Consider the following 17032-nt stretch of genomic DNA (forward strand, 5'->3'; position numbering starts at 1 on the left):
ATTCATCATTCAATTTAAATAAAATGCGAACGAAAAGAGACCAAAAACCTTATAAAGTCTAAGCACAAGTATAACATATCTCACTCGACAGGAACATGCGTTTGGTAATTCCAGTAAGTCAAACCATGCTAAATTTCTTCCAATAGAAGAACGTGCATAAGTCCCTACAACCCTTCAATTCATCGTCGTTACATCACCTATGGTACAGTAAAAAAAGCATCCGAACACTCTTTCTTTAAAGAGAATACGGATGCTTTTTCTTAAATTAATTGATGTCGGATGGCGTTTTTGATCGAACCTCGAAGATGGCAAATTTCAAATAATGACCCTCTTCTACGCCCAAAATCTGTGGATGATCTTTACCTGCAGCGCGCCAATCTACTAGTCTTAATATTTTCCCTGCATCGGTTGCTGCATCCTGAATTGTCTCAAGGAACAAATCGGGACGCATATGGTAGGAGCAGCTTGCCGTTACAAGATAACCGCCTTCATTAACGAGCTTCATGCCATGCAGATTGATATCCTTGTAGCCGCGAACCGCGCCTTTGACGGCCCCTCTTGTCTTGGCAAAAGCAGGAGGATCGAGGATGACTACATCAAAGGTACGTCCACCTCCTGCCGTCATGGCAAGCGACGTATCTACCTTTTTGTCTCCTCTTGCCCTTGCAGCCCGTTCCTCCAAGCCTTTAACCTGATTTCTTAAATATTGAAAAGCATCATCAACTACAAATTCAACACGATCCTCAAAGCCATTCAGCTTCACGTTATCTCTGGCACTTTCAATCGCATGCTCCGAAATATCAAGACAGGTTACACGCTTAGCTCCGAATTTGCAGGCATTCAGTGTAAAGCTGCCTGTATGGGAGAAGCATTCCAGCACACTTGCACCGTCCCAATATGGGAAGGTTACGACTTTACCGCTTTTGTTAATTGGAGCGAAGGTCTTCAGCCCATCTTGTTCTATCTCTTGAATCGTAATTCCACTTCTAGCGCCCCAGCCTGTCATCAGCGGTTCAATGGCTGCACGGTTCTCCCGTTGATCGAAGAAATAACCGGTCTTCTGTCCCTGCTCGATATCAACCTTTATTTTAAGTCCGTTCTCCGTTACCGTTACATGTCTTGGACATTCTCCATAGAGCAGCCCTTTGACCTGTTCAAGTCCCTCCAGCTCTCTTACGCTGACATCGCTTCGCTCATAAATACCCTTGGGCTGGACAACCTCAACCAGAGCCTCAACAATGGCCTCGCGGCACAAATCCATTCCCAGAGTCAGAATCTGAACGACAAGCACATCGCCGAATCGATCAACCACAAGCCCGGGAACATAATCTGCCTCTCCGTAGATCAGACGGTAAGCGTCCCCGCCTGTAACAAAGCGGCCGCGATGCTGCAGCGCTTGATCGAATTTGCGGGCAAAAAAAGCTTTGTCCATTGCTCTGACCGGTTCATAAGAAACGACCCGTACGGTGATTTGGGATGCCGGATTATAATATCCTGTTGCCAAGTAACGGCCTTGATGATTCTTCACCTCAACCAATTGTCCTGGCTCCGCATTTGCCTCTACCGACTCAATTTCATTTTTGTAAATCCAGGGATGCCCCTGCTCTACTCTTTTTTTACGGCTCTTTGTAAGAATAACCGATGCCAAAATGCTTACAACTCCTTTTATAATCAAGTAACCTGCACTCACACAAGAAAGTCATGGTTGTCCTGCTACAAACATAAGATGGACAGTAGACAAGTCATGATTAGAGAGAAGGTGCCCTTGTAATATCATGTTACATTCTATTGTGTTTCCACTATTATATGGATTAACCATATTCTTTCTAGGCATGAAGCTGATGGAGGCTTCACTCTATAAGCTCAGCGGTCCGCTGCTATCAAGCTCGCTTGACCGGGCCACCGCAACGCCGTTAAAAGGCATGCTCTTCAGCACAGGAATAACCGCCCTGCTGCAGAGCAGCACAGCGGTCACCGTACTGACCATCGGCCTCGTAAATGCAAATTTGCTTGGATATGCTCGTACCCTCGGTATCATTCTGGGCAGCAATGTCGGGACTACGGTAACGACCGAGCTGCTCAGTCTGAAGATTGGCAAATACGCAGCACCCATGCTGCTGGTCTTCATCAGCTGCTGGATCATCTGTGTCATGCTCGGCGAATTAAAATCAGTCATGCACAGCCGGCATTCAAAGACCGTACATACGGCTGGATACATCAGTCTTGCAGGAGCTGGTTTCTCCATGGTTATGCTCGGTATTGTCATGATGCAGCGGATCGGGCCCGCTCTAGAACAAGGCGGGGTATTCCCATGGTTTGTCCAGCAGGCCAGTCACAGTGTATGGTGGGGGATGGCTGCTGGTGCATGCCTGACTGCGCTCGTGCACAGCAGTGCTGCGGTTATCGGAATGGCCATCGGCCTTGCTGCTGCCGGCACCCTGCCTCCCGAAGTCGGGATTGCGATTGTACTCGGCTCCAATGTCGGCACCTGTGTTACCGCTTGGATGGCCGCCATTGGAGGCAGCAAAGCCGGTCAATTCGTAGCATGGTCCCACATTACTCTGAATGTTGCAGGAGCTCTGCTGTTTGCCCCTCTTATTTCATTGCTCTACCAGGCAGCGGCCTTGTTCACGACTGAACCAGGCGCACAAATCGCACATGCGCAGACGATTTTCAATATTGTCTGTTCCTTACTGGCTCTCCCATTATGCTACCTTAAGATTTGGAAACGGCTGGAGCCTGATTCCTAGCGTTAAACCTGAATTCCGAGCTGCCTCAGAGCTCTTTGCAGTATTCGATCATTATTATCGTAGCCTTGATGCTGCTGTCTGCTCCATGCCTCAAGGGGAGCATACCATGCGACCGCTTTGATCTCCTCAATCTGTGCTCTGTGCTTCCCGCCCACAGCTTCAACCAGATAGTAATGCACTTCTTTATCTACTTTGCCATGTACAGCATGATGATAGGTATATTTTATAATATCCACAGGTGCAACAATTCTTCCCTTAAGCCCTGTTTCCTCTTCAATTTCACGAAGCGCCGTTTGTTCAACCGTTTCACCCGGCTCCATCTTGCCTTTTGGAAGAGATATTCTAGCATAGCGGTCCGTAATAAGCTGAACCTGAAGCTCATCACCCATATGCCGGAATACGACGCCGCCGGCGGAAATCTCTTTTCTTGCCATCTGAAACTTAGCTCCTCTCCTTGAACAACAAGGATTCCGCATTCTTTCTTCGGGGAACCTCATTCAACGCCCCTCCAAAAGAAAACGAAATCCTTGTTCGTCTTCGTGATCCTATGCTGTCCTTGTTAGCTTAGAGAGCTGCCCTTTGCGGCCCATTTTCCATAACCCGAACAAGCTGTCCTTCACTTGAATGAAGTCCGGCTTTCGTCATCTTCACACGGCACACCTGTCCAACGAGATGATCGGCGCCTTCGAATTCAAGCTGGATATAATTATCGCTATACCCGTGAAGATGACCTTCTGCCAGGTCTCCTCTTCCTTCCGGTATAACCTCCAGAACTTGTCCAACAAATTTCTCAGCATAGCTGAGCTTCATTTGATCTGACAACGCCAGGAGCTCTGTTACACGCTCGTTCTTCACTACATCATCGACTTGATCCTCCATGCGAGCTGCAGGAGTACCCGTCCGCTTGGAATAAGGGAAGACATGCATTTCTGAGAAATTAATAGCTTTCATAAGGTCATAGCCATTTCGGTACATCTCATGCGTTTCTCCAGGGAAGCCAACAATAACGTCCGTTGTAATGGCCACATCCGGCATGGCTTGACGAATCAGTCCCATTTTATTATAGAACTGCTCGGTCGTATATTTGCGGCGCATCCGCTTAAGGACCGTATCGTCTCCCGCTTGAAGCGGGATATGAAAGTGGCGGCACATCTTCGAGGAGCGGTTCAATACATCCAGCATCCGCTCATCAATTTGGCTTGCTTCAATGGAGCTGATGCGGATTCTCTCCAGCCCATCCACTTTATCCAGATCCCATAGAAGACTCGACAAATCATAGTTATCCAGATCATCGCCATAGCCGCCGGTATGAATTCCTGTCAGGACAATCTCCTTGTAGCCTGCCTCTACCAGCTGATTCGCTTGAGTAATAATGCTTCTCGAATCCCGGCTGCGAGACAGTCCGCGCGCCCATGGAATGATGCAAAAGGTACAGAAATTGTTGCACCCATCCTGAATTTTAAGAAAGGCACGCGTGCGATCAGCAAAATCGGGTACGTCCATCTCTTCAAATACGCGATTCTTCATAATATTACGCACCGCATTTACCGGCTCGCGTGTTTCCTTGATCTGATTGACAAAAGGAATGATTTTGTCCCGATCCTGATTACCTACAACGAGATCGACACCAGGAATGTCCATAATTTCTGCCGGTGAAGTCTGTGCATAGCAGCCTGTTACTGCCACGATCGCATCCGGATTCTTGCGTACTGCACGCCGTATAATTTGACGGCTCTTCTTGTCTCCTGTATTGGTAACGGTACAGGTGTTGATCAGGTACACATCAGCCGTCTGTGAATCAAAGTCCACCTGCTCATATCCTTGTTCTTTAAATTGCTGCCAAATGGCTTCTGTATCGTAGAAGTTTACTTTACATCCCAAGGTGTAAAACGCCACGGATGGCATAATTACATTCCTCCCATTTCATCAGTTTCATATAAAATACAAGTCAAAGCGACCATGCCTGCAGTTTCGGCACGAAGAATACGTTTGCCAAGCCCGACGGACCTCGCCCCTGCAGTTTCTGCCGCCTGTACCTCCCCTGTCGTAAATCCACCTTCCGGACCCACAACAACGAGTACAGAGGCACTCTCATCCGCAGACAATCCGGCTGCTAATGGCTTAATTACATCTCTCAGCTGCAAGCCGTTTTCTTTCTCATAGCAATAGCAGACGAGATCATAGCTGTCAAAAGAAGCAAGCAGCTCTTTCCACGACCTCGATTCGTACACAGCCGGGATGCGATTGCGGTGACTCTGTTCAGCCGCTTCCTTCGCTATTTTGCGCCAGCGCTCCAGGCGTTTCCCTTCTTTTTTAGCGTCATATTGGACTATGGTCCGTTCGGATAAAAAAGGGATAAAACCGACTGCACCGATTTCCGTACATTTTTGAATAACGAGCTCCATCTTGTCGCCCTTCGGCAAACTTTGTGCAATGGTGACCGATACTCGCGGTTCGTGATCCATAGGAAGCCACTCCACGACCTCTGCCTGCACCTGTGAAGCCTCTATGTGTGTGATCTGGACCATGGCTTCACGGGAAACTCCGTCACTCACAATGAGCTTGTCCCCGGCCTTGCCCCGCATCACCTTGGTAATATGACGGGCATCATCTCCATGAATGATGACTGTCTGTCCGTCGAATTGATCCTGTTCAATAAAATAACGCTGCATGGATCGATAGGCCCCCTGCTTAACCAACTATCATTCTCAAAAACTAGAAAATAACCACATAACATCTTACAACTTTTTATCGTCGCTGACTACCCGCCAAACAAGGTCATCACCATCTGGGCTATACCTGTATACCAGCTCATCGACAATTCATATAGAGGCGTTATGGTCCATCGGTTCAGCGGAGTAATGACGATAATTAAAAATATGAGTATCGACCATTGCTCCAGCGACTGCAGCTTGATGCGAATGCGCGTCGGCACAAGCTCCTCTACAATTCGATATCCGTCGAGTGGAGGCAAAGGTACGAGATTAAAGAAGAATAAGAAAAAGTTCGTTACGTTAAAAATCGAAAAGAAGGTCGAGATCGCAAACACTACACGCTGATTTTCAATAGAATCCATGACTCCGAACTGGATCAAGAGCGCATAAATAATGGTACCAACAACGGCAAGCAGCAAATTGCTCACGGACCCTGCCGCAGAGACAACCACACTCATCATCCGTCTGCGGTCAAAATTATCCCGGTTCACCGGAATCGGCCTTGCCCAGCCGAAGCCGGCGATCACAAGCAGCAGCAAGCCGAAGAAATCGAAATGCACCGCCGGATTCAAGGTCATTCTCCCCAGCATTTTCGCTGTGGGATCACCGAATTTATTGGCGAAGTAAGCATGGGCAAATTCATGCACTGTAAACGCAATAAGAATCGTCAGAATAAAAAAGGGCAGCTGTTCTAACGGATAAAAGAAAAACTGATCCATACTCATCCCTTATTTCCTCGAAACAATCGCTAGCCAGTCTTCGTCGCGCTGAATATCCATAATCTCAAAGCCTGCTTCCCGCAGTGCGGTCAGAACAGCTTCCTCTTTGTTCTTCCAGATGCCTGAAGCAATATACAGGCCGCCCGGCTGAAGCGCTTCGTAAACATCATTAATGAAGAGAAGGATAACCTCTGCCAAGATATTGGCGACAACGATATGAACAGGCATTGTAACACCAAGGGAACCGTCCTGTTTGTCCAAAATGGACAGAAGGTCACTCTCGTATACTGTAATATGATCCGATAGACCATTTAGAGTACTATTCTCTCGCGCGCTAGTCACGGCCACAGGATCGAGATCAAGTGCAAGCACGTGCTTTGCCCCAAGCTTCATGGCGCCGATGGCCAGAATACCCGAGCCTGTTCCTACATCAATGACCTCTTCGCCGCCTTGCACATATTTTTCCAGTGTACGAAGACATAGAGAGGTGGTAGGATGCGTTCCTGTACCGAATGCCATGCCGGGGTCAATTTCAATTAATTTCTCCGCCGCGCTTTCGGGTGTATACTCTTCCCAGGACGGTTTGATCGTCAGCGTCTCAGATACTCTAAGCGGCTTAAAATACTGCTTCCACGCTGTAGCCCAGCTGTCTTCATCGACTTGCTTCACGGTAATCTCTGCCTTGCCTGCATCAATTCCATAATCCGCAAGCTCTTTGATTCGCGGCTCAATCTCAGCAATCACGGCATCCATATCCGTTGTATCGGCAAAATAACCTTGGATAACGGCTTCACCCTTAGGAATATCATTAAGAGGGTATTCGTACCATTCCCCATACTTTGTCGTTCTGATCTTGTCCAGCGTGCCTGATTCTTCGATAGCTACTCCGCCTGCACCCGCTTCATGCAAGAAGTTCGAGATCATCTCCTGCGCTATTTCCGTTGTATGTATTGTTATTTCATTCCATATCATAATTTGCTGCTTCCTCCCCTGTATTCATACCCTCTATTGTACTATACAAACAATAGCGAGCACAAAGAACGAGAGTATACTCATCCTTTTTTTCTCCACAGTTATTTCCATATTCCCATAAAAATATAGTGTCTCCTCTGAGCAACAGCACACAAAAAAGCACCGGTGCCCACTACTCGGGACCCGATGCTTCCTTATTTACTCATATCTGTAATCATCCAGCTTCTTCATCTGCCGCTGGTCTGCCGCCTCGCTGCGGCGAAGAGCTTCTATATCCTCTTGATCAGCCTCTGCACTGCTGAATTCAACATCCTCATTTTTTGCTGAAGCAAGCTCACTGATCTTCTCTGATTTTTTTAACACTCTATCTTTTCTGCGATTAGAAGACATTCCATTTTCCTCCCTGATTACTGAATTAAATAAGACCACCGGATTCCTCAATAATCCGCAGCGCCTCATGATGCACGGATTCATCCACAACGACAGTGAGCAGAATGTCCTTGCCTGTCGGACCCCCTGCACCTCCATCACTCATCCCGCTGGCAGATGGGTCTGCAGCAGCCAGTATTCCGGAAGATGCACTTGTAAAGGAGCCGTGCAGTGTCGCAGAGGACAAGCTGTCCATTGTACTGTTTAATATGGACTCATTGCTTCCTTCGCCTGGATAGCGGCTGAAACGATCGATTGAAATGCTCTCCAGCTTCAAGCTGCTCAGCTTGGCTGCAACCTGCTGTGCCTGCTCCGGGGTATTGAAATATGCAAGAATGTTCTTATCCATAAGAAAACACCGCCTTTAGTCACTTCTCATTAAATGAAATCGCCGCAGCTCGAAGCTCAAGTTCGAGCCATAATATAGAATGCCGCAAATGAATGAGAGCTATTCAGAAGACAACGCAAAAAAAGGACTGCCCATAAACCATGGACAATCCTTCTTTGCTTATATCAGTCACCTCTAAAAGCACGCTTAACCCGATCAAAGAACGATTGCTCGTGCTCATCCATCTGTTCTCCGCCAAGCGCAGCAAATTCCCGAAGCAGTTCCTTCTGCTCATCGTTTAATTTGGTCGGTGTAACGACGACCACTTTAACATGCTGATCTCCCTGTCCAGAGCCGCGCAAATGCGGAACACCTTTGCCCTTCAGACGGAAATAGGTTCCCGTCTGGGTACCTGCCGGGATTTTGAGCTTCACTTTCTCCCGAAGCGTCGGGATCTCAATCTCATCGCCGATTGCTGCTTGAGCAAAAGTAAGCGGTACTTCACAATAAATATCATTGCCTTCCCGATCAAAGAAATCATGCGATTTCACACGGATAACAATGAACAGATCCCCTGCAGGTCCTCCGCGGAGCCCGCCTTCGCCTTCACCGCTCATACGCAGCTGCGCACCATCGTCTACCCCTGCAGGAATTCGGACATTGATCTTGCGCTGTTTACGGACTTTGCCGCTGCCTTGACAAGTTCTGCACTTATCCTTGATCGTCTTGCCTGAACCACCGCAGTTAGAGCAGGCACGCCGGTTAACCATACGGCCAAACGGAGTATTCTGCACCACTTCTTCCTGACCGCTGCCACGGCAGACAGTACAGGTTTCCGGATGAGTTCCTGGTTTCGCTCCTGAGCCATGACAAGTATCACAGCTCTCTGTGCGCGGAATGGTGATATCCGTCTCTTTACCGAATACCGCTTCCTTGAATTCAATGGTCATCGTATATTGAAGGTCATTCCCCCGCTGCGGAGCATTGGGATCACGCCGACCTCCGCCACCACCGAAGAACATATCGAAAATGTCGCCGAAGCCGCCAAAATCCTGACCGCCAAAGCCGCCGCCCATTCCTTGGTTCGGATCCACATGACCATATTGATCATAGCGGGCACGCTTCTGCCCATCACTCAGAACGTCATATGCTTCTTTAACCTCTTTGAACTTGGCTTCCGCATCTGCTTCTTTGTTGACGTCCGGATGATATTGCCGCGCAAGCTTACGGTAAGCCTTCTTGATCTCATCATCACCGGCACCTTTGCCAACACCAAGCACCTCATAATAATCGCGCTTATCTGCCACTCTTCCACCCCCATAACTTTATAACAATAACGCATATACGTGACAAAAGGAAGGATCAAAGCGCGAAGAACTCCGGCTCTGACCTTCCCATGCTTGTCACTTGTAAGGCTTATAGCATCCTGTCATCCTTTATTAAGGATTTAAGGGCTTATTTATCTTTTTTGTCCTCGTCAACTACTTCGTAATCTGCATCTACGACGTTGTCGCGTCCGCCTGCACCCGCACCTGCGTTCGCAGCGTCTCCGCCTTGTGCCTGTGCATCTTGTGCAGCCTGCTCATACAGTTTGACAGACAGCTGTTGAACGATTTCGGTAAGCTCTTCCGTAGCAGACTTGATGTCCTCCACATTGTCAGATTCCAGCGTTTTTTGCAATTTTTCTTTTGCAGCATTCGCTTTCTCTACTTCACCTGCATCTACCTTGTCACCCAGATCTTTAACCGTCTTATCTACAGTGTAGATCAGCTGGTCAGCTGCATTTCTCACTTCTACAAGCTCTTTGCGTTTCTTGTCTTCCTCCGCATGAAGCTCTGCATCCTTCATCATTTTCTCGATTTCCTCTTCGCTTAAGCCGCTTGAAGAAGTAATCGTGATCTTTTGGGATTTGTTTGTCCCTTTGTCCGTAGCAGATACGTTAACGATACCGTTAGCATCGATGTCAAATGTAACTTCGATTTGCGGTACGCCGCGTGGAGCTGGAGGAATATCACCAAGCATGAAGCGTCCAAGCGTTTTGTTGCCCGCAGCCATCTCACGTTCCCCTTGCAGTACGTGGATCTCAACGCTAGGCTGGTTATCCGCATAAGTAGAGAATACTTGAGACTTGCTTGTAGGGATCGTTGTATTGCGATCGATCATCTTCGTGAATACGCCGCCTGCAGTTTCAATACCCAGGGACAATGGCGTTACGTCAAGAAGAACGACGTCTTTCACATCACCTGTCAAGACACCCGCTTGTACTGCAGCACCAAGTGCTACTACTTCATCTGGGTTAACGCCTTTGTGAGGTTCTTTGCCAGTCAATTTCTTGATTGCTTCCTGAACGGCAGGAATACGAGTAGAACCACCAACAAGAACGATCTTGTCGATATCGTTAGCTGTCATACCTGCATCGCTAAGCGCTTGACGAGTAGGACCCAGTGTACGCTCTACCAGCTGAGCAGAGATCTCTTCGAATTTAGCACGAGTCAGGTTCACTTCCAAGTGCTGAGGTACGCCGTCAGCAACCGTGATAAACGGAAGAGAAATTGTCGTAGTCAGTACGCCGGACAATTCTTTTTTCGCTTTTTCCGCTGCGTCCTTCAGACGCTGAACAGCGGCTTTGTCTTTGCTGAGGTCAATGCCTTGCTCTTTCTTGAATTCACTTACAAGGTAATCGATAATAACTTGGTCAAAGTCGTCGCCACCAAGGCTGTTGTCCCCGCTTGTCGCTTTTACTTCGAAGAAGCCGTCGCCAAGCTCAAGGATGGATACGTCAAAAGTACCACCGCCAAGGTCATATACAAGGATTGTTTGATCTTCGGATTTCTCAAGACCGTAAGCAAGAGCTGCTGCAGTTGGCTCGTTGACGATACGAAGCACTTCTAGACCTGCGATTTTACCCGCATCCTTCGTTGCTTGACGCTGACTGTCATTGAAGTAAGCCGGAACTGTAATAACGGCTTGAGTGACAGTTTGACCCAGATAAGCTTCTGCATCGGATTTCAGCTTTTGCAGAATCATTGCTGAAATTTCTTGTGCAGAATAATCTTTACCGTCAATGTTTTCTTTGTGATTCGTACCCATATGACGTTTAATAGAAATAATGGTACGGTCAGGGTTAGTGATCGCTTGGCGTTTTGCTGTTTCACCTACGATCCGCTCACCGTCTTTTTTGAAACCGACCACCGAAGGGGTTGTACGCGCACCTTCCGGATTCGGAATAACCACTGCTTCGCCGCCTTCCATTACGGCAACGCAAGAGTTTGTAGTACCAAGGTCAATACCGATAACTTTACTCATGGAAAATATCCTCCTTCTTAATCTATGCAAGGCACGAGGCCTGTTCTAAATTCATCTAATATCATGTAAAAAAACGTAGTGTTCCTTATGTTCGGAATTCTGCACAATTCGGTATGAAGAAAAAGCTCTTCGCTTTATTATGCAAATCCTTACGTTACATACTCACCTTAACCATCGCAGGACGGAGTACCTTGTCTTTCAGCATGTACCCTTTCTGCACTTCTTCCACAACAATGCCTTCTTCATGCTCTTCGCTCTCGACCTGCATGATCGCTTGATGGAATTCAGGGTTAAACGCCTCACCAACCGTTTGCATCGCTGTAAGACCTTCAGCCTGAAGCACGCTTTCCAGCTGACGGAAGATCATCCCTACGCCTTTGGCAAAGGAATCGGACTCGGTGTTCGCCGGAGCTGTCGCAATGGCACGCTCGAAGTTATCAATTACAGGCACTAGCTCTGTAATCAGCTTCATCGATGCATATTTCGCCAGATCTTCCTTCTCCTTCTGAGTACGGCGGCGGAAGTTATCAAAATCAGCCTGGGCACGCAAGTAGCGCTTCTCATTCTCTTCAGCAAGTGCCTTCAGTCTGTCTAATTCTTCAGTAGAAGCAAGAGTCTCAGCACCAGCAGTTTCCGTATCGTTCACGGCTGCTTCCTGTGCTTCAGTGGACTCGGCTTGTGCAGCCTCATTCACCATGTCCTCCTGCGGAGTGTTCTCTTCTGTATTCTCTATTGTTTGTTCATCTTTCAAGATGTTCACCTCCTTAAACAGAGCTTATACTTAACTTCCTGATCAGAACGTTCCCTTAAGTAACATTCAACATTCATAAGGTCCTGCCCTTTGTTGCATCTAGAATTCATTATTAAGCTTAAATCGCCCATCTTAAACTTTAACATGATCCTTGTCCTTGATGGGCAGTGAATTAGATTGGCATTTGGATGAATCTATTTATTTATAACGATGTGTCAGCATCGTGGTCAAATTCTTGGACAGCATGTTCAAGATACTGATCACTTTGGCATATTCCATTCTTGTTGGTCCCAAGATTCCAATCGTCCCCAGCGCTTCCCCTTCAACTGAATAGGAGGCGGTGATGAGACTGCAATTGGCAAAAGCCTCATGATCATTCTCAGTTCCGATCTTCACCTGTACCCCGGTACCTCCAATAGAAGGGGTCATAATTTTCATTATGGTCGATGTCTCTTCAAGTAAATCAAAAATATCCTTGACCTTATCGACATCCTTGAATTCAGGTTGGGACAGCATGTTCGTCGTACCGCTGAGATACAATCGATGATCAGGCTCCCCATCAAAGGCTGTATCCAATATTTTCATAAACGCTTCGTACTCAGAGACGTTACGCTCCATTTCCTTGGCGATCTCTGAATATAGCCTAGCCTTCAGCTTATATAGAGGTACTCCTACGAGCCTCGTATTCAGCAGATTGACGACTCTCTCCATCTCAGACAACGAGACATTCGACGGCAAGCTTACCGTCTTATTCTCTACCTGACCTGTGCTCGTTACAATAATCGCTACGGCCATATTCTCTCCTAGCGGGAGCAGTTGAAAATGACGGAGCGACGTATGAAAAACTTCCGGTCCAAGCAGGATGGAAGTATAGTTCGTCATATGCGACAAAATGGTTGAGGTATGCTGTATAACCTGCTCCATCGCGTTTAATTTCTCAGCGAGCAGCAATTTGAGCTCCTTGAGCTCCGATGGCTCGGCAAACTTGAATGGAACCAGATGGTCTACGTAATACCTGTACCCTTTATGTGAAGGGATTCGGCCTGCCGAGGTATGCGGCTGTTCCAAATATCCCATGTCCTCCAGGTCGGCCATCTCGTTACGAATGGTTGCCGGACTATAACCGACATCACCTCTCTTCGAAATGCTGCGGGATCCAACGGGTTCTGCCGAACGGATATAATCATCAACAATGGCATTCAGTATCAGTCTTTGACGCTCGGTTAACATACGTGTCTCCCTCCCTAAAAGATGTTATCGTCATTAGCACTCACAACTGACGAGTGCTAACCAGTAATACAAAAATACCAAACTGACCTGAGCATTGTCAAGTCAGTTCAGTATCTTAAGAACTGCAATTTCATCACATGCATGCTGCTTGCTGCAGTTCACGCAATCGGTCCATACTTTTTCCGGAAAAATCTCTTTATTTACAACGGAGAATCCATTCTTCACAAAGAAGGATACCTCGTAGGTTAGCGCCATTACCTTCGGGATTTCCTGTTCTCTTGCCTCTTCCACCAGCTTGTCCAGAAGCAGCGACCCAATCCCCTGCCCTTTATGACCGTCGGATATGCCTAGAGACCGAATCTCGACCAGATCCTTACCCAGCTTGCACAAAGAACCGCATCCCACTACATTTCCGTCGACTTCTGCGACGACAAAGAGATCAATCTGCCTATACAGGACGTCTCTTGAACGAGGGAGCATTATCCCTCTCTCTGCATAACCCTTGATCATCTCGTACAATGTCTCGACATCCTCATGAGATGCCTTTCTGCAAACCGCAGCCATGACCGCCTCTCCTCCTTACGCCCTGACAAAAAGTAACATGTGTATAAATATACATCAGAGCGTATAAAAGTTCAAGCGGTTATTTGACGGTTAATGCCCCAATAAATTCAGCAAAAACTTCGTTCCCGTACAGGACTCCCTGACTGCTCAAACGATATCCGTCACCTGTGGCATCAAGGAGACCTGCATGCACCATTTTATGCAGCGGTCCAGCAAATATGTCTTCGACTTTCTCACCGAATTGTGCTTCAAAGCGGCTGGTCGATACCCCATCCAGCATACGCAGGCCCACCATCATGAAGTCTTCCATCGCCTCTTCTCTTGTGATCTGAGCGGTTTCGAGTCTTGGAAGACCTTGTTCTGCTTTTTCTATATAAGGGTTCACACCTTTGACATTCATGTGGCGTTCACGACCTACATATCCATGGGCTCCTGCACCAAGTCCGTAATAATCTTCATTTCTCCAATACGTCATATTGTGACGGCTTTGCATTCCAGGCTTCGCAAAATTGCTGATCTCATATTGGATATATCCAGCATCCTTCATTCTCTGCATCAGATGCTTATACATCTCCAGCTCATGGTCCTCATCCGGGAGAGGCAGCTGATTCTTCTGGAACAGCGTATGGAAGAGTGTGTTCTCCTCAACCTTAAGCCCATAGATCGAGTAGTGAGGAAGATCAAGCTCTAGTGCTCTACTCACGCTCTCTGAGAGCATATCGACCGTTTGGTTCGGCAATCCAAACATCAAATCAATAGATAGATTCGTCAAGCCCGCTTTGCGCGCATTTTCCAGACTGCGATATACATCATCTGTATTATGAATACGGCCAATACCAGTCAGCAGCTCATTTTGAAAAGCCTGTACCCCGAAGCTGACCCGATTGACGCCCCCCTCTTTCATTACGGACAGCTTCTCCAGATCCGTTGTTCCTGGATTCGCCTCCATGGAGAATTCAATATCGTCTGCCCAGTCCGGGAAATAAGTTCGAACCGATTTCAAAAAGTACTCCATCTCGTCTGGCTTCAATACGGTTGGTGTCCCTCCGCCAACAAATATGGTCTTAATCTCGCCTGGAGGTGTCTTCTTGACGGTATACTCCATCTCCCTCTCCAGCGCTTCTAAATATTTCATGACTGGCTGATCCTTCAGCACATAGGAATTAAAATCACAGTAGAAACATTTATTGGTGCAAAAAGGAATATGAATATACACCGCTTCGGGTGCGCTATTTATCAATTTCGGCATCTCTGCTGCCATGCGGGTATACCCCCTCTAATATAAGTTGATAGAATCAATTTCGTAAAATTGATTCAACCTGCAATAATATGCATGATCATTCATCGCTTACAAGAAGCCATTGTATCGTTAATGAAGAAAAAAGGAAAGCCGATACGGCTTCCCTTATTCTGTACATTAATTATCGTCAATCTTCAGTACCGCCATAAATGCTTCCTGCGGCACCTCTACGTTACCTACTTGCTTCATCCGTTTCTTACCTTCTTTTTGCTTCTCTAGCAGCTTCCGCTTACGTGAGATGTCACCGCCGTAACATTTGGAGAGTACGTTCTTACGCATCGCCTTAATTGTTTCGCGGGCAACCACCTTTGTTCCGACAGACGCTTGAATCGGCACCTCGAACATCTGTCTTGGAATCAGCTCACGCAGCTTCTCACAAATGATCCGTCCGCGCTGATACGCACGCTCGCGGTGTACGATGAAGGAGAGTGCATCGACCTGCTCCCCATTCAGCAGAATGTCCATCTTCACCAGATTCGACTGGCGATAACCGGAAATCTCGTAGTCATAAGAGGCATAGCCCTTCGTGCTGGACTTCAGCTGATCGAAGAAGTCATACACAATCTCAGCAAGAGGAATATCATAGGTGATCGTTACCCGGTTGGAGTCGATATATTCCATATTCAAATATTCTCCGCGCTTGCTCTGACACAGCTCCATTACCGTTCCAACATAATCATTCGGTACGATGATGTCAGCTTTGACGTAGGGCTCCTCTACGTTATCAATACGTCCAACCTCAGGGTAGTTCGACGGGTTGTCGATCTCCAGAACTTCTCCGTTCGTCAGATTAACCCGGTAAATAACGCTTGGGGCTGTAGTGATGAGCGGAATATTAAACTCACGTTCAATCCGTTCTTGAATAACATCCATGTGCAGGAGGCCGAGGAATCCACAGCGGAAGCCGAAGCCGAGCGCACTGGATGTCTCCGGCTCAAAGCTGAGTGAAGCATCGTTCAGCTGCAGCTTCTCAAGCGCCTCACGCAGGTCGTTATAATCGGATGTATCGATTGGATAGAGTCCGCAGTATACCATTGGGTTAATCTTACGATAACCCGGCAGCGGTTCCGAAGTCGGATTCTTCGCATCAGTGATCGTATCCCCGACCCGGGTGTCGCCTACATGCTTGATCCCGGCAACGACAAAGCCTACATCGCCGACGTTCAGCTCGTCCACAATCGTCATCCGCGGCATGAACGCACCGACCTCAATAACTTCGAACGATTTGTTAGTCGCCATCATCTTGATCTTCGAGCCGGCCTTGATCTTCCCGTCGACGACACGAATGTATACAATAACTCCCTTATAAGGGTCATAGTGCGAGTCAAAAATAAGTGCCTTCAGTGGATTGTTCGGATCGCCTGTAGGTGCAGGCACACCGGTCACAACCTGCTCCAAAATTTCTTTAATTCCGATGCCTGCTTTGGCGGAAGCAAGTACAGCTTCACTGGCATCCAGACCGATAACATCTTCAATCTCCTGCTTTACACGTTCAGGATCTGCGCTTGGAAGATCGATTTTGTTAATAACCGGCAGAATCTCAAGATCGTTATCGAGCGCAAGGTACACGTTCGCAAGCGTCTGAGCTTCGATGCCCTGAGCCGCATCCACCACCAGAAGCGCGCCTTCACAGGCTGCCAGACTGCGGGATACCTCATACGTAAAATCGACGTGCCCCGGCGTATCAATCAGGTTCAGAATATACTCTTCACCGTTATCAGCCTTGTACGTCAAACGTACGGCCTGGAGCTTGATTGTAATTCCGCGTTCACGCTCCAGCTCCATTTGGTCAAGCACCTGCTCCTGCATCTCGCGCGATGTTAGTGCACCCGTGTACTCCAGAATACGGTCTGCCAATGTAGACTTACCGTGGTCTATATGTGCAATGATACTGAAATTTCTAATTTTCTTTTGTCTTGCCTGAATGTCTGTCATGCCTTACCCCCACAAACAGCCTAATGTCAATCAT

The 17032-nt window shown here is 47.5% G+C and carries 16 protein-coding genes; 1 reads left to right on the top strand and 15 read right to left on the bottom strand.

Annotation, left to right across the window (positions count from 1 at the left end):
• Positions 1-265: 265 nt before the first annotated feature.
• The gene (locus BK126_RS14680) at positions 266-1648 is read right to left on the bottom strand and encodes a class I SAM-dependent rRNA methyltransferase (RefSeq protein ID WP_076313288.1); all 1383 of its coding nucleotides are present in this window, start codon (positions 1646-1648) and stop codon (positions 266-268) included.
• 127 nt (positions 1649-1775) lie between these two features.
• Between BK126_RS14680 and BK126_RS14685 the strand changes: the two genes are divergently transcribed.
• The gene (locus tag BK126_RS14685; RefSeq protein WP_076313289.1) at positions 1776-2750 is read left to right on the top strand and encodes a Na/Pi cotransporter family protein; all 975 of its coding nucleotides are present in this window, start codon (positions 1776-1778) and stop codon (positions 2748-2750) included.
• 2 nt (positions 2751-2752) lie between these two features.
• Here BK126_RS14685 and BK126_RS14690 read toward each other — a convergent pair whose 3' ends face one another.
• The 14 genes from BK126_RS14690 to lepA form a co-directional block, all read right to left on the bottom strand.
• Positions 2753-3184, bottom strand: coding sequence for an NUDIX hydrolase (locus tag BK126_RS14690; protein WP_076313290.1), 432 nt, complete (start codon positions 3182-3184; stop codon positions 2753-2755).
• A 130-nt stretch (positions 3185-3314) separates the two neighbouring features.
• On the bottom strand, positions 3315-4655 hold the full coding sequence (mtaB, locus tag BK126_RS14695) for a tRNA (N(6)-L-threonylcarbamoyladenosine(37)-C(2))-methylthiotransferase MtaB (protein ID WP_076313291.1): 1341 nt from the start codon (positions 4653-4655) through the stop codon (positions 3315-3317).
• A 2-nt stretch (positions 4656-4657) separates the two neighbouring features.
• The gene (locus BK126_RS14700; protein ID WP_076313292.1) at positions 4658-5422 is read right to left on the bottom strand and encodes a 16S rRNA (uracil(1498)-N(3))-methyltransferase; all 765 of its coding nucleotides are present in this window, start codon (positions 5420-5422) and stop codon (positions 4658-4660) included.
• 89 nt (positions 5423-5511) lie between these two features.
• Positions 5512-6189, bottom strand: coding sequence for a site-2 protease family protein (locus BK126_RS14705; protein WP_076313293.1), 678 nt, complete (start codon positions 6187-6189; stop codon positions 5512-5514).
• A 3-nt stretch (positions 6190-6192) separates the two neighbouring features.
• On the bottom strand, positions 6193-7155 hold the full coding sequence (gene prmA, locus BK126_RS14710) for a 50S ribosomal protein L11 methyltransferase (RefSeq protein ID WP_076313294.1): 963 nt from the start codon (positions 7153-7155) through the stop codon (positions 6193-6195).
• A 198-nt stretch (positions 7156-7353) separates the two neighbouring features.
• Positions 7354-7545, bottom strand: a complete 192-nt coding sequence (locus BK126_RS14715) for a YfhD family protein (protein WP_076313295.1) — start codon at positions 7543-7545, stop codon at positions 7354-7356.
• Positions 7546-7570: 25 nt separating this feature from the next.
• The gene (locus tag BK126_RS14720) at positions 7571-7933 is read right to left on the bottom strand and encodes a hypothetical protein (RefSeq protein ID WP_076313296.1); all 363 of its coding nucleotides are present in this window, start codon (positions 7931-7933) and stop codon (positions 7571-7573) included.
• 164 nt (positions 7934-8097) lie between these two features.
• Positions 8098-9219, bottom strand: coding sequence for a molecular chaperone DnaJ (gene dnaJ / locus BK126_RS14725; RefSeq protein ID WP_076313297.1), 1122 nt, complete (start codon positions 9217-9219; stop codon positions 8098-8100).
• A gap of 148 nt (positions 9220-9367) precedes the next feature.
• Positions 9368-11218: a molecular chaperone DnaK gene (gene dnaK / locus BK126_RS14730; protein WP_076313298.1), complete on the bottom strand. Its 1851-nt coding sequence runs from the start codon at positions 11216-11218 to the stop codon at positions 9368-9370.
• 154 nt (positions 11219-11372) lie between these two features.
• Complete coding sequence (gene grpE, locus BK126_RS14735) at positions 11373-11969, bottom strand: nucleotide exchange factor GrpE (RefSeq protein ID WP_076313299.1); 597 nt, start codon at positions 11967-11969, stop codon at positions 11373-11375.
• A gap of 198 nt (positions 11970-12167) precedes the next feature.
• Entirely contained in the window at positions 12168-13199 is a 1032-nt protein-coding gene (gene hrcA, locus BK126_RS14740) for a heat-inducible transcriptional repressor HrcA (RefSeq protein WP_076313300.1), read from the bottom strand.
• A 102-nt stretch (positions 13200-13301) separates the two neighbouring features.
• Entirely contained in the window at positions 13302-13763 is a 462-nt protein-coding gene (locus BK126_RS14745) for an N-acetyltransferase (RefSeq protein ID WP_047910799.1), read from the bottom strand.
• 79 nt (positions 13764-13842) lie between these two features.
• Positions 13843-15024, bottom strand: a complete 1182-nt coding sequence (gene hemW / locus BK126_RS14750) for a radical SAM family heme chaperone HemW (RefSeq protein WP_076313301.1) — start codon at positions 15022-15024, stop codon at positions 13843-13845.
• Positions 15025-15180: 156 nt separating this feature from the next.
• Positions 15181-16998 (bottom strand): translation elongation factor 4, encoded by a 1818-nt coding sequence (lepA, locus tag BK126_RS14755; protein ID WP_076313302.1) that lies wholly within the window; start codon positions 16996-16998, stop codon positions 15181-15183.
• Between the last annotated feature and the right edge of the window lie 34 nt (positions 16999-17032).

This window comes from Paenibacillus sp. FSL H7-0326 (genome assembly GCF_001955535.1).
Taxonomy (GTDB): Bacteria; Bacillota; Bacilli; order Paenibacillales; family Paenibacillaceae; genus Paenibacillus; species Paenibacillus shunpengii.

Bases quoted from the DNA above. Each gene is read 5' to 3' on its own strand.
- lepA (WP_076313302.1), bottom strand. From the start codon at position 16,998: ATGACAGACATTCAGGCAAGACAAAAGAAAATTAGAAATTTCAGTATC.
- hemW (WP_076313301.1), bottom strand. From the start codon at position 15,024: ATGGCAGCAGAGATGCCGAAATTGATAAATAGCGCACCCGAAGCGGTG.
- BK126_RS14745 (WP_047910799.1), bottom strand. From the start codon at position 13,763: ATGGCTGCGGTTTGCAGAAAGGCATCTCATGAGGATGTCGAGACATTG.
- BK126_RS14685 (WP_076313289.1), top strand. From the start codon at position 1,776: ATGTTACATTCTATTGTGTTTCCACTATTATATGGATTAACCATATTC.
- prmA (WP_076313294.1), bottom strand. From the start codon at position 7,155: ATGATATGGAATGAAATAACAATACATACAACGGAAATAGCGCAGGAG.
- BK126_RS14715 (WP_076313295.1), bottom strand. From the start codon at position 7,545: ATGTCTTCTAATCGCAGAAAAGATAGAGTGTTAAAAAAATCAGAGAAG.
- hrcA (WP_076313300.1), bottom strand. From the start codon at position 13,199: ATGTTAACCGAGCGTCAAAGACTGATACTGAATGCCATTGTTGATGAT.
- BK126_RS14705 (WP_076313293.1), bottom strand. From the start codon at position 6,189: ATGAGTATGGATCAGTTTTTCTTTTATCCGTTAGAACAGCTGCCCTTT.
- dnaK (WP_076313298.1), bottom strand. From the start codon at position 11,218: ATGAGTAAAGTTATCGGTATTGACCTTGGTACTACAAACTCTTGCGTT.
- BK126_RS14720 (WP_076313296.1), bottom strand. From the start codon at position 7,933: ATGGATAAGAACATTCTTGCATATTTCAATACCCCGGAGCAGGCACAG.
- BK126_RS14700 (WP_076313292.1), bottom strand. From the start codon at position 5,422: ATGCAGCGTTATTTTATTGAACAGGATCAATTCGACGGACAGACAGTC.
- mtaB (WP_076313291.1), bottom strand. From the start codon at position 4,655: ATGCCATCCGTGGCGTTTTACACCTTGGGATGTAAAGTAAACTTCTAC.
- BK126_RS14690 (WP_076313290.1), bottom strand. From the start codon at position 3,184: ATGGCAAGAAAAGAGATTTCCGCCGGCGGCGTCGTATTCCGGCATATG.